Origin of the sequence: Sagittula sp. S175, from assembly GCF_049800975.1 — a bacterium.
Taxonomy (GTDB): domain Bacteria; phylum Pseudomonadota; class Alphaproteobacteria; order Rhodobacterales; family Rhodobacteraceae; genus Sagittula.
Genome location: NZ_JBNAGB010000007.1, coordinates 223,448 through 237,219 on the forward strand (window position 1 = coordinate 223,448; position 13,772 = coordinate 237,219).

Below are 13,772 nucleotides of genomic sequence, written 5' to 3' on the forward strand. Positions count from 1 at the left end.
GACGCACCCACCATACCGGGAGGAACCCCAATGTCCGAGACTGCCTCGAAAGGGCAGGACTTCGAGTCGTCGTTGTCGAAAGCCACCAGTTCGGTCGCTGAATTCGAACGGCGCAAAGGTCTTGTTCCACGAATCCAGGGCGCGCTGCATTCGACGCCCGCGCTGGTTCCACTGATCGTGCTCGTGCTGTCGATCATCATTTTCGGCGCGCTTCTCGGGTCCAAGTTCTTTTCGCCCTTCGCGCTGACGCTGATCCTGCAGCAGGTGCAGATCGTCGGCATCGTTGCGGTGGCGCAATCGCTGGTGATCCTGACGGCGGGCATCGACCTGTCGGTCGGCGCGATCATGGTGTTGTCGTCGGTCGTGATGGGGCAGTTCACCTTTCGCTACGGCATCCCTGCCCCGATGTCGATTGCCGCGGGTCTGGCGGTCGGCACGGCCATCGGTGCGCTGAACGGCTGGCTGGTGGCCAAGGTCAAGCTGCCGCCCTTCATCGTGACGCTGGGCATGTGGCAGATCGTTCTGGCGACCAACTTCCTGTATTCCGCAAACGAGACGATCCGCAGTCAGGACATCGAGGCCGAGGCCCCGCTGCTTCAGTTCTTTGGATCCGTCATCACGGTGGGCAGCGCACGGCTGACCTATGGCGCGGTCTTCATGTTGCTGCTGTTCATCATCGTGGCCTACATCCTGAACCAGACTGCCTGGGGACGCCATGTCTATGCCGTGGGCGACGACAAGGAAGCCGCCGAGCTGTCGGGGATCAAGGCCAACAAGGTGCTGATTTCCGTCTATGCCGCCTCGGGGCTGATCTGCGCCTTTGCCGGCTGGGCCCTGATTGGCCGGATCGGGTCGGTGTCTCCGACGTCGGGCCAGCTGGCCAATATTGAATCGATCACCGCTGTCGTGATCGGGGGTATCTCGCTGTTCGGCGGGCGCGGTGCGGTCATGGGGTCGCTGTTCGGCGCGCTGATCGTGGGGGTGTTCACCTTGGGGCTGCGCCTGCTGGGCGCGGATGCGCAATGGACCTACCTGCTGATCGGCGTGCTCATCATCGGCGCCGTGGCCGTGGACCAGTGGATACGAAAGGCATCGGCATGAGCATTCAACCTGTTGTGGAAGGCCGCAATATCGTCAAGCGATACGGCCATGTCACCGCCATCGACCACGCCGATTTCGACCTGTTTCCGGGCGAAGTGCTGGCCGTGATCGGCGACAACGGCGCGGGAAAGTCCTCCATCGTGAAGGCGATCTGCGGCGCGGTGCAGCCGGACGAGGGGTCGATCAAGATCGAGGGCAAGCCGGTGCATTTCTCCTCGCCGCTGGATGCCCGCGACATGGGGATCGAGATCGTCTATCAGCAACTGGCCCTGTCGCCCGCGCTGTCCATCGCGGACAACATGTTCGCCGGGCGCGAATTGCGCAAACCGGGGTTCATGGGGTCGGTGTTCCGACAGCTGGACAAGAAGCGGATGGAGGATTTCGCCCGCGAGAAGCTGACGGAGCTGGGCCTGATGACGGTGCAGTCGATCAACCAGGCGGTGGAGACGCTGTCCGGTGGTCAGCGGCAGGGCGTTGCGGTGGCCCGCGCTGCGGCCTTTGCCAAGAAGTTCATCATCATGGACGAACCCACCGCCGCGCTGGGGGTGAAGGAAAGCCGCCGCGTGCTGGAGCTGATCCAGGACGTGCGGGCCAAGGGCATCCCGATCATCCTGATCTCGCACAACATGCCGCATGTCTTCGAGGTGGCGGACCGGGTGCATATCCATCGCCTGGGCAAGCGTCACGCGGTGGTGGACCCGAGGAGCATCACCATGTCCGACGCCGTGGCGATCATGACCGGCGCGATGGAGCCGCCGCCGGTGGAAGAACAGCAACTTACGCCGAAGGTGGCGTGACATGGCTGGCCCGGAGCGATCCGGGCCTTTGCCTTTTGGACAGAGCGCCCAATATTGTGGCACATCGACCACCATTCCGGGCATTTGCCTGTGTATTCGGCAGAATACTTGCCTCAAACGCAGGCGTAGCGCAGATGTTAGCGGTATCATCGTGGCCGTCTGACTTGTCGCCGCATCGTGCTAGTGTTGAATGAAGCGACGACCACCCACGCCGAGGGCTTCCCCATGAAAGACGATATCCTGCGCCACCTTCGCTACGGGCTGGGGAAGGACGCCGCGCATTCCTCGATCTACGACTGGCGCATGGCGCTGTCGAACGCGCTGCGGGACCGGATGGTGGATCACTGGATTCCGTCGACGCAGGCCGCCTATAACGACAAGGCCAAGCGCGTGTATTACCTGTCGATGGAATTCCTCATCGGGCGGCTGGTGGAGGACATGGCCTGCAACCTCGGGCTGGTCGAGGAAGCGCGCGCGGCGCTGGCCGAGCTGGGGCAGGACTACGACCTGATCGTTAAGGACGAGCCGGACGCGGCGCTGGGCAACGGCGGTCTGGGCCGGTTGGCGGCATGCTTCATGGACTCGCTGGCGACGCTGGGCATTCCGGCGATGGGCTATGGCATCCGCTACGAGCACGGTCTGTTCGAGCAGGATTTCGTCGAGGGCCAGCAGGTCGAGCGCCCCGAGACATGGCTGCAACAGGACCACGTCTGGGAATTCGAGCGCCCCGAGGTACAGTATCCGATCCGCTTTGGCGGGCATGTCGAGCACCATGACGGCAAGGCGCATTGGCACGCGGGCGAAACCGTGATCGCCACGGCCTTTGACACGCCGATCATTGGCTGGAAGGGCCGTTGGGGCAACACGCTGCGCCTGTGGGCGGCGCAGCCGGTGAAGGTCTTTGACCTCGCGTCGTTCAACCGTGGGGATTACCTTGCTGCCTCGCGGTCCGAGGCGCTGGCGCGCACGATCTGCCGCGTGCTGTACCCCGATGACACCACGGAGACCGGCAAGGAACTGCGTCTGAAGCAGGAGTATTTCTTTACCGCCGCGTCGATTCAGGACCTGATCCGGCGCTTCTTGTCGGACCATGGAGACATCCGCAGCCTGCCCGACGCCGCCGCGATCCAGCTGAATGACACCCACCCGGCCATCGCCGGGCCGGAACTGATCCGCGTGCTGGTGGACGACCACGGGCTGCATTTTGACGAGGCGGTGGCGCTGGCCCGCAAGTGTCTTGGCTACACCAACCACACCTTGTTGCCTGAGGCTCTGGAACGCTGGCCCGAGTGGCTGTTTGGTCGTGTCCTGCCGCGCCATCTGGAGATCATCCGCCAGATCGAGGGCGAGCATCAGCGGCGTTTCCCGGATTCCCCGCGCATCCTGGACCATGGCAACGTGCAGATGGGCGAACTCGCCTTCATCATGGCGCACAAGGTCAATGGCGTCTCGGCACTGCATACCGAACTGGTGAAAAAGACCGTCTTTGCCGACCTGCACCGCCTGCACCCGCAGCGCATCATCAACCAGACCAACGGCATCACGCAGCGCCGCTGGCTGCACACCTGCAACCCGGCGCTGTCGGGTCTGATCACCGAGACCATCGGCGAGGGCTGGATCACCGATCTGGACCAGTTGACGCGGCTGAAGGGACGGTCCGGCGACGCGGCCTTCAAGCAGGCGTTCATGGCGGCAAAGCGCGTGAACAAGGAGCGCCTGTCGAACTGGATCGGCGCGACCATGGGCATCGAGGTCAACCCCGACGCCATGTTCGACGTGCAGATCAAGCGCATCCACGAGTACAAGCGCCAGCTGATGAACGTGCTGGAAACCATCGCGCTGTGGATGGACATGAAGGCGCATCCGAACGTCGACTGGACGCCTCGGGTGAAGATCTTCGGCGGCAAGGCCGCGCCGGGGTATCACACCGCGAAGGAGATCATCCGCCTTATCAACGACGTGGCGCAGGTCATCAACAACGACCCGGCGACGAAGGACCTGCTGAAGGTCGTCTATCCGCCCAACTACAACGTCACCATGGCGGAAATCCTCATCCCCGCCGCCGACCTGTCGGAGCAGATTTCCACGGCGGGCAAGGAGGCCAGCGGCACCGGCAACATGAAGTTCGCCCTCAACGGCGCGCTGACCATCGGCACGCTGGACGGTGCGAACGTCGAAATCCGCGATCATGTCGGGTATGAGAACTTCTTCCTCTTTGGCCTGACCGCCGAGCAGGTGATGGAGCGCCGCCAGCACCACGGCTATGCCCGCGCCGCCATCAACGCCTCGCCCCGCCTGCAAGAGGTGCTGCGCCTGATCTTCGAAGGCCGGTTCTGCCCGCAGGACCCGGGGCGCTATCACGGGCTTGTCGGAATGCTGTATGACAGCGATTATTTCCTCGTGACATGCGACTTCGACACCTACTTCGACACCCAGCGCCGCGCCGACGAGGCGTTCAAGCATCCGCGCAACTGGGCGGCCATGGCGCTGACGAACACGGCGTCGATGGGCTTCTTCTCGTCCGACCGGACGATCCGGGGATATGCGTCCGATATTTGGGGCGTGTCCTCGCACCTCGACGCCGCGGAGGCGGCCGAATGACCTTGATCGACGACCAAGACCTGTCCCGCCTCCTTGCGGGGCAGCATCACGACCCGTTTTCCGTGCTGGGCCTGCACGAGGTGGGCGGCACTCTGGTGGCCCGCGTGTTCCGGCCCGGCGTGGCGACGGTGGAACTGATCGACCGCAAGACCGGGCGCAAGGTCGCCGGGTTGGAGCGGGTGCGCGAGGGGGTCTTTGCCGGGGCGATCCCGCGCCGCAAGAAGTGGTTTCCCTACCAGTTGCGCATGAGTGAGGGCGAAGCCGAGTGGATCGAGGAAGACCCTTATGGCTTTGGCCCGGTGCTGGGCGAGATCGACGAATACCTGCTGGGTGAAGGCACCCATGGCCAGCTTTGGAAGGCGCTCGGCGCGCATGTGATGGATCATGGCGGTGTGCAGGGCACGCATTTCGCCGTCTGGGCCCCGAACGCGCGGCGCGTGTCCGTGGTGGGGGATTTCAACGGCTGGGACGGGCGGCGGCACGTGATGCGGCGGCGGGGCGCGACCGGGGTGCACGAGATCTTCCTGCCCGGCATCGGCGAGGGCGTGGCCTATAAGTACGAGGTCGTGGACCCGCATGGCGCGGTCCAGCCGCTGAAGGCGGACCCGGTGGGCTTTGGCGCGGAACTGCCGCCAAAGACGGCGTCCGTCGTGCGGCGGCTGGACCAGTACCAGTGGAACGACGCAGGCTGGATCGCCCGGCGCGGCGCGGCGCATCGCATCGACGCCCCGATGTCCATCTACGAGGTACACCTGGAAAGCTGGCGGCGCGTGCCGGAGGACGGCAACCGCCCCCTGACCTACCGCGAGCTGGCGGACACGCTGGTGCCTTATGCAAAAGACTTGGGCTTTACCCATATCGAGCTGACGCCGATCTCCGAATATCCCTTTGGCGGATCATGGGGGTATCAGCCCATCGGGATGTACGCGCCGACCAGCCGCTTTGGCACCCCGGATGATTTCCGTCACCTGATCGACGCCGCGCATCAGGCGGGATTGGGCGTGCTGATCGACTGGGTGCCGGGGCATTTCCCGACCGACCCGCACGGGCTGGGGCGCTTTGACGGAACGGCGCTGTACGAACACGCCGACCCGAAGGAAGGCTATCACCCCGACTGGAACACGCTCGTCTACAACTACGGCCGCGCCGAGGTGCTGAACTACCTCGTGGCGAACGCGAAATTCTGGCTGGAGGAATACCGCCTCGACGGGCTGCGCGTGGATGCGGTGGCCTCCATGCTCTACCGCGATTATTCGCGCAAGGACGGCGAGTGGGTGCCCAACATCCACGGCGGGCGCGAGAACCTCGAGGCCATCGCTTTCATGCGGGCGATGAACGAACAGGTCTACGCCGCGCAGCCGGACGTGATGACCGTGGCCGAGGAATCGACCGCCTTTCCGGGGGTCAGCGCGCCCACCGACGCGGGCGGGCTGGGCTTTGGCTACAAGTGGAACATGGGGTGGATGAACGACACCCTGCGCTACATGGCCGAGGACCCGATCAACCGGAAATACCACCACGACAAGATGACCTTCGGGCTGCACTACGCCTTCACCGAGAATTTCATCCTGCCGATCAGCCACGACGAAGTGGTGCACGGCAAGGGCAGCATGATCCGCAAGATGCCGGGCGACGACTGGCAGAAGTTCGCGAACCTGCGGGCCTACTACGGCTTCATGTGGACGCATCCGGGGCGCAAGCTGTTGTTCATGGGCTGCGAATTCGCGCAATGGGCCGAATGGAACCACGAGGCTTCGCTGGACTGGCACCTGCTGGACTACGACACCCACCGGGGCGTCCAGAGCCTGATCCGCGACCTGAACCACCTCTACCGCGAGACACCTGCGCTGCATCAATGCTGCTCGGAGCCGGAGGGGTTCAAATGGGTCGATGGCGGCAATGCGAACGACTCGATCTTTGTCTGGACCCGCCATGCAAAAGATGCGGAACCCGCACTGGTGGTTGCGAATTTCACACCCGTGACACGTCACGGCTACAGGATCGGCGTGCCGCAGGCAGGCCATTGGGATGAACGCCTGAACACCGATGCGCCCGTCTACGGCGGCAGCGGTCAGGGCAACCACGGCGGACGCACCGCCGACGAGGTTCCGGCCCACGGGCTGGACCATTCGATCGAGATCACCGTGCCGCCCTTGGCCTGCGTGGTCTTCACACGCTCTGGAGGGTGAGCCGGAGCACGACCCAGAAGGGGGGAGAGATGGACTACGACCGTTTCACATTGGCACAGCAGACCATGGCCTTTGTCCTGGCCGGGGGGCGCGGTAGTCGTCTGAAAGAGATGACCGACGTGCGCGCCAAACCTGCGGTCTACTTCGGCGGCAAGACGCGGATCATCGACTTTGCCATGTCGAACGCGGTGAATTCCGGCATCCGGCGCATTGGCGTTGCGACGCAGTACAAGGCGCACAGCCTGATCCGCCACCTGCAACGCGGCTGGTCCTTCTTCCGGGCCGAGCGCAACGAGGGGCTGGATATCCTGCCCGCCAGCCAGATGCTGGACGAGGAGAACTGGTACAAGGGCACCGCCGACGCGGTGACGCAGAACATCTCGATCATCCGGGGGTACGGGCCGAAATACATCCTGATCCTCGCGGGCGATCACATCTACAAGCAGGATTATTCCTACATGCTGGAGCAGCATGTGAAGACCGGGGCCAAGGTCACTGTGGGCTGCATCGAAGTGCCCAAGGCCGAGGCGACGGGCTTTGGCGTGATGGCGGTGGACGAGACCGACAAGATCACCGATTTCGTCGAAAAGCCCGCCGATCCGCCAACCATGCCGGGGGATGACACCCGCTCGCTGGCGTCCATGGGGATCTACGTGTTCGAGGCGGAGTATCTTTACGAGATCCTCGAACGCGACCGGCCCGACGATGCCTCGGAACACGACTTCGGCAAGGACATCATCCCGGCCATCGTCAAGCAGGGCGGTGCCTATGCGCATCCTTTCAGCCGTTCCTGCGTGAAGTCGGGTCTGGAGTCGGAGCCCTACTGGCGCGACGTCGGCACGCTGGACGCCTATTGGCAGGCGAATATCGACCTGACGGATTTCGCGCCCGCGCTGGACATCTACGCGACGGACTGGCCGATCTGGACCTATTCCGAACTGACTCCCCCGGCCAAGTTCATCCACAACGAGGAAGGCCGCCGCGGGCAGGCCGTGTCCTCGATGATCTCGGGCGGCTGCATCATCTCGGGTTCGTCGCTGTATCGCTGCCTGCTGTTCACCGGGGTCAAGACGCATTCCTATTCGCAACTCGAAGGAGTCGTGGCCCTGCCCGGCTGCGAGGTCGGGCGGCGTGCCTGGATCAAGAACGCCATCCTTGACCGCGGCGTGAAGGTGCCGCCGGGGCTGATCGTGGGCGAGGACCCGAAGCTGGACGCCAAACGCTTTCGCCGCACGGACAGCGGTATCTGCCTGATTACCCAGAAGATGATTGATGCCCTCTGACAAGACGCCTTTGGAGCCCGGCGGCTGGGTGCTTTGGGAGGACGACCGCGACGAGGTCGTCCTCGACATCGACCCACACGTCGGGTTCGCCTACCTGAACCGAGGCGGTCAGATGATCTCTTCGGTTTGGCTGTTCAACCTTGGCGGGCCACAGCCCGACCCCGACGACATGGACGCCCTGCCCGGTATGCCGGATGAATTCCTGATCCCCACCGCGCGCCCGCCGCGCGTGCTGGAGGACATCGAGGTCACGCATGAGTTTCGCCGCTGGACGATCCGCTGGGGCGAATCCCGCGCGGTGCTGATGCCCAATGCGACGCCGGGCTATCACTCGGACGTCACCTCCTTTACCCCCTTTGCCCGCCCGATCGAGGAATTGCCGCTATGAACGTGCTGATGGTCACCTCGGAATGTGCGCCTTTCGTCAAGACTGGCGGGCTGGCGGATGTGGTGGGAGCGCTGCCCGGGGCGCTGGGGCCTATGGGGGTGGATGCGCGGGTGATGCTGCCCTGTTACCCGGCACTGTTTCCCCTGCTGCCCAAGGGCGAGGAAGTGGCGACCTTTGGCGATCTGCCCGGCGGGCCGGGGCGGCTGGTGCAGGTCGAGGCGGAAGGGATCACCCTGTTGCTGCTCGACGCGCCGCAGCTGTTCGACCGTGCTGGCAAGCCCTACAATGGGCCGGACGGCCACGACTGGCCGGACAATGACAAGCGCTTTGCCTCGCTGGCGCAGGCCGCCGCGCGCATCTGTTTCGACGGTCTGCCCGGGTGGAAGCCGGACGTGCTGCACGCTCATGACTGGCAGGCGGCGCTTGCCCCGGTCTACCTGAAACAGACCGGGCGCACGGTGCCGAAAACCGTGGTGACCATTCACAACATCGCCTTTCAGGGGCGGTTCGGCGCGCACGCCCTCGGGCCGCTGGGCCTGCGGGCCGACTGGTTCCACGCGGACGGGCTGGAATACTGGGGCGACGTGTCCTTCCTGAAGGCAGGGCTGGTCTATGCCGATCACGTCACCACCGTGTCGCCCACCTATGCGCGCGAGATCCTGACGCCGCAGTTCGGCATGGGGCTGGAGGGCGTGCTTCAGGCGCGGACCGAAACGCTGACCGGCATCCTGAACGGCATCGACACGGGTATCTGGGACCCGGCGACGGATGGCGCATTGCCCGCGCCCTATGACGCCAAGACCCTGAAACTGAAGGCGCGGAACAAGGCCGCTCTGGCGGAACGGCTGGGGCTGGACACGGCGCATGACGGGCCGATGTTCTGCGTGATCTCGCGCCTGACCGAACAGAAGGGGCTGGATGCGCTGGCCGAAGCCATCCCGCATCTGGTGGCGCGCGGCGGGCAACTGGCGGTGCTGGGCACCGGGGAACCCGCGTTGGAGGCACTGTTCCAGAAGGCCGCAACGGACAACCCTGGCAAGGTCGGCACCTACATCGGCTATGACGAGGGGTTTAGCCACCTCGTGCAGGGCGGCGCGGATGCCATCCTGATCCCCTCGCGCTTTGAACCCTGCGGGCTGACGCAGCTGTACGGGCTGCGCTACGGCACGTTGCCGGTGGTGGCGCGGACCGGAGGGCTGGCGGACACCGTGATCGACGCCAACGCGGCGGCCATCGCTGCGAAATGTGCCACCGGATTCGTCTTTGACGAGGTTTCCGCCGCAGGAATAGGCGCCGCGCTTGATCGTGTGTTCGAGGCATGGGAAAATCGGCAACTCTGGCAGCAGATGGTGCGTTCAGCGATGCGGCACCCGGTCGGATGGGAGGACTCGGCCAGTGCCTATGTCACCCTTTACGAGAGCCTCATCCAATGACCGAACGATACGAGACGAAACCCGGCCGCCCCAACCGGCTGGGTGCCAACTGGGATGGCGAGGGCACGAACTTCGCGCTGTTCTCGGACCATGCGCACAAGGTCACGCTGTGCCTCTTCGACGAGGGCGGCAAAGAGACCCAGCGCATCGACCTGCCGGAACGTTCCGGCGCGATCTGGCATGGCTACGTGCCGGGCCTCGCGCCGGGGCAACTGTACGGCTACCGCGTCGACGGCCCTTATGCGCCGGACCGGGGCCATCGCTTCAACCCCAACAAGCTGCTGCTCGACCCCTATACGCGGGAATTCCACGGCACCTTCCAGCATGAAGCCGCCTGTTTCGGCTATGTCTGGGGCGAGGATGACCAGTCCTACGACGAACGCGACTCCGCGCCCTTCGTGCCGAAGTCCGTGGTCAGCCACCCCGACACGTTGCCGCTGGACGCCAAGACCCTGAACCGCGACTGGGAGGACACGATCCTTTACGAGGCGCATGTGAAGGGCACCACCATCCGTCATCCCATGATCGCCGAGGAAAAGCGCGGCACCTATGACGCCATGGCCTCGGACGCGATGCTGGAGCATCTGACCAACATCGGCGTCACGGCGGTGGAACTGCTGCCCGTGCAGGCCTTCAAGTCCGAGGGCGCGTTGTTGGACCGTGGCCTGACGAACTACTGGGGCTACAACACCATCGGGTTCTTTGTCCCCGAGCCGAAGTACCTTGGCCCCTCCGGCGTGCGCGGCTTTCGTGCGATGGTGGACCGCTTCCACGCGGCGGGGATCGAGGTGATCCTCGACGTGGTCTACAACCACTCTGCCGAGGGCGACCAGAACGGGCCGACCTTGTGTTTCCGGGGGATCGACAACGCGTCCTACTACCGTCTGCTGGACGGCCAGCCGCGCTATTACGTCAACGATACCGGCTGCGGGAACACGATGAACGTGGCGCATCCCTTTGTGACCCGGCTGATCCTCGATTCCATGCGGTATTGGGTGCAGGCCTTTGGCGTGGACGGGTTCCGCTTTGACCTTGCGACGACGCTGGCGCGCGAACCGTCGGGGTTCGACCGGCACGGCGGCTTCCTCGACGCGCTGCGGCAGGACCCGGTGCTGGCGAACGTCAAACTGATCGCCGAGCCGTGGGACATCGGGCCGGGCGGCTACCGCCTTGGCCAGTTCCCGCCCGAGTTCGCCGAGTGGAACGACCGCTCCCGCGACACCTTCCGGCGGTTCTGGCGCGGCGATGCCAAGGCGGCGCAGGATCTGGGCGGCGCGCTTCTGGGGGCGGCGGACCTGTTCGACACGCGGGGACGGCGGGCGTGGTCCTCGGTCAATTTCACCGCTGCGCATGACGGCTTCACCACCGCCGACGTGGTGGCCTACGAGCAGCGCCACAACGAGGCCAATGGCGAGAACAACCGCGACGGCCACAACGACAACCACTCCGACAACTTCGGGGTCGAAGGGCCGACCGACGACGAGGGCATCAACACTGCCCGCCGCCGCCGCATCCGCAACCTGCTGGCGACCGTGCTGCTGAGTCAGGGCACGCCGATGATCCTCGCCGGGGACGAGGGGGCGAATACGCAAGACGGCAACAACAACGCCTACTGTCAGGACAACGAAACCGCCTGGCTGGATTGGGAGGCGATGGACGGCAACCTGATCGCCTTTACCGCGTCTGTGGCGGCCTTCCGCCATGCACATCCGACACTGCGCCAGTCGCGGTTTTTGCACGGGGCCGACCGGAGCGATGGCAAGAAGGACGTGGAATGGCGCGGCTTTGACGGGTCGGAACTGAACTGGCGCGACCCGGGCCTGTCGTCCCTGTGTCTGTTGATGCGAGGCAATGCCGAGGCGCCCACGGGCGATGCGTCGATGGACACGATCCTGCTGGCCTTCAACCGCGAGGATGCAGATCTGGAACTGCACCTGCCCGACATCAGCCCACGCAAATGGGTGCGCGGCGTCGATACCTCGCAGGCAAAGCAAGAGGACACGCCCATCGACACCGATGTGGTCACGGTGCCGTGGTGCTCGCTGTCGGCCTTCGTCGCGGTGGAGCCGGAATGACCGAAGCCCTGCGCGCGCTCGCCACCGCCCATGGCATCCACGCCGGGTTCCACGACCTTGGCGGCACCTACCGCGAGGCCTTGCCGGAGACGCTGCGCGCGCTGTTGCGGGCGATGGATGTTGCGGCGGGGACCGAGGCCGAGGCGACAGAGGCACTGGCCGACCTGCGCGCGGGGCAGATGGCGCGCCACCTGCCGCTGGAGGAGGTGCTGACCGAGGGCACGCCCCTCACCCTGCCCCCGCCCGCCACCACTTGGACGGTGGTGGACGAAGCCGGGGAAATCGCCGCCGAGGGCAAGGGCGGTATCGCGCTGCCCGCCCTGCCCCTTGGCTACTACACGTTGCACGCGACCGGTGACGGCTGGCAGGAAGACTGCTTCCTGCTGGTCCGCCCCGCCCATGGCGCGCCCGCCGTCGAGGACCTGACCGGCAGGCCGAAAGGCTGGGGCGTGGTCGGCGCGCTCTATGGTTTCCGGTCCGAGACCAACGGCGGTCTGGGCAGCTTTGCCGACCTGTCGGAGGCCGCCACAGCGCTGGCCCGCACCGGCGCGCAGTTCCTTGGCATCAACCCGATCCACGCTATCGGCTGGACGGCGGTGGACCTGCTGTCGCCCTATTCCCCCACCCATCGCGGGTTCCTCAACACCGACCACATCGCCCTGCCCGGTCTAGGCCCGACGCCGCCCGACGACCTGATCGACTACCGCGCCTTTCGCACGAGGCACCGCGCCGCGCTGGAGGCGCGGTTCGCGCAGACCGACGACGGCGCGCCCATCGTCGCCGACCTGCCGGGGCTCGACGATTTCGCCACCTACGAAGCGCTGTCCGAACGCTACGGTGACGACTTCCGCACATGGCCCGCCGACCTGCGCCAGCCGGGGGCCAAGGCCACCCATGCCGCAGGCCCCCGCACCCGCCTGCACGCCTGGGCGCAGGCCGAGGCCGAACGGCAACTGGACCGCGCCGCGCAGACCGCGCGCGATGCCATGGGGCTGGGGCTGTACCTAGACCTCGCCGTGGGTCCGCGCCCCGGCGGGGCCGAGCCGTGGATGAACCCCGATACCATCGCGCGCGGCGTCTCGATCGGCGCGCCGCCCGACCATCTGAACCCCGAGGGCCAAAGCTGGAACCTCGCCGCCCACGCACCGCGACGGCTGGCGGCAGCGCGATACAGGCCGCTCCGGCAGATGCTGTCCTACCTGATGAAACGCGCGGGAATCCTGCGCATCGACCATGCGCTGGGCCTGACCCGCAGCTTCTGGCAGCCCGACGACGGCAGCCCCGGCGGCTACATCACGCAGCCCTTCGCCTCGCTGCTGGCTGTCATCGCCATCGAGGCACGGCGCGCGGGCTGCATCGTCATCGGCGAGGACCTCGGGCTGGTGCCTGCGGGCTTCCGCGAGGCGATGAACGGCGCGGGCCTCTTGTCCTACGCCGTCTGGCAATACGAGACCCACGACGACGGCACCCTCTTGCCGCCCGAGGACCTGCGCCCCTTTGCCCTGTCGTGTTTCGGCACCCATGACACGCCGACCATCACCGGGTTCTGGCATGGCACGGACATCGCGTGGTGGCACGCCATGGGCTGGCAGTCGCGGGCGAAAACCCAGCGGCGGCTGGAGGCCCGCGCCGACCAGCGCCACGGGTTGCGCGGTCTGTGCGGGATCGCGCCAGACGCGCGCCCCGCGCAGGTCACGGCGGCCATCCACCGGCGGCTGGCGGATGCGCCCTCGCGGCTGACGGCGCTGCAACTGGACGACCTCGCCGGACAGGTCGAGGCGCAGAACCTGCCCGGAACCATCACCGAACACCCGAACTGGCGGCGTCGCCTGCCGATCAGCGTCTCTGCTCTGGCAGAGGCGCCCGCGCTGCGCGATACTCTGCCCAAGGGCGCCTGACGCGGGC

At 65.7% G+C, this 13,772-nt stretch carries 9 protein-coding genes; all 9 read left to right on the plus strand.

Translation table 11 applies throughout. The annotated features are described in order from the left end of the window. Window positions 1-30: 30 nt before the first annotated feature. Window positions 31-1,101 carry an ABC transporter permease gene (locus tag ACP16H_RS11565; RefSeq protein WP_425072446.1) on the plus strand — a complete coding sequence of 357 codons (1,071 nt, stop codon included), beginning with the start codon at window positions 31-33 and terminating at the stop codon, window positions 1,099-1,101. Continuing rightward, window positions 1,098-1,898 (plus strand): ATP-binding cassette domain-containing protein, encoded by an 801-nt coding sequence (locus tag ACP16H_RS11570; RefSeq protein ID WP_425072447.1) that lies wholly within the window; start codon window positions 1,098-1,100, stop codon window positions 1,896-1,898. Before ACP16H_RS11565 ends, ACP16H_RS11570 begins: the two co-directional genes overlap by 4 nt. Before the next feature lie 225 nt (window positions 1,899-2,123). Next, window positions 2,124-4,499 (plus strand): glycogen/starch/alpha-glucan phosphorylase, encoded by a 2,376-nt coding sequence (locus ACP16H_RS11575; protein ID WP_425072448.1) that lies wholly within the window; start codon window positions 2,124-2,126, stop codon window positions 4,497-4,499. Next, window positions 4,496-6,688, plus strand: coding sequence for a 1,4-alpha-glucan branching protein GlgB (gene glgB, locus ACP16H_RS11580; protein WP_425072449.1), 2,193 nt, complete (start codon window positions 4,496-4,498; stop codon window positions 6,686-6,688). The genes ACP16H_RS11575 and glgB overlap by 4 nt, the downstream gene beginning before the upstream one ends. A gap of 29 nt (window positions 6,689-6,717) precedes the next feature. After that, window positions 6,718-7,971: a glucose-1-phosphate adenylyltransferase gene (gene glgC / locus ACP16H_RS11585; RefSeq protein WP_425072450.1), complete on the plus strand. Its 1,254-nt coding sequence runs from the start codon at window positions 6,718-6,720 to the stop codon at window positions 7,969-7,971. Then, on the plus strand, window positions 7,961-8,359 hold the full coding sequence (locus ACP16H_RS11590; protein WP_425072451.1) for a hypothetical protein: 399 nt from the start codon (window positions 7,961-7,963) through the stop codon (window positions 8,357-8,359). The genes glgC and ACP16H_RS11590 overlap by 11 nt, the downstream gene beginning before the upstream one ends. Then, window positions 8,356-9,792, plus strand: coding sequence for a glycogen synthase GlgA (glgA, locus tag ACP16H_RS11595; protein WP_425072452.1), 1,437 nt, complete (start codon window positions 8,356-8,358; stop codon window positions 9,790-9,792). Before ACP16H_RS11590 ends, glgA begins: the two co-directional genes overlap by 4 nt. Beyond that, on the plus strand, window positions 9,789-11,867 hold the full coding sequence (gene glgX, locus ACP16H_RS11600) for a glycogen debranching protein GlgX (RefSeq protein ID WP_425072453.1): 2,079 nt from the start codon (window positions 9,789-9,791) through the stop codon (window positions 11,865-11,867). The genes glgA and glgX overlap by 4 nt, the downstream gene beginning before the upstream one ends. Continuing rightward, a complete protein-coding gene (locus tag ACP16H_RS11605; RefSeq protein ID WP_425072454.1) occupies window positions 11,864-13,765 on the plus strand; it encodes a 4-alpha-glucanotransferase in 1,902 nt (633 codons plus the stop codon). Before glgX ends, ACP16H_RS11605 begins: the two co-directional genes overlap by 4 nt. Window positions 13,766-13,772 lie beyond the last annotated feature (7 nt).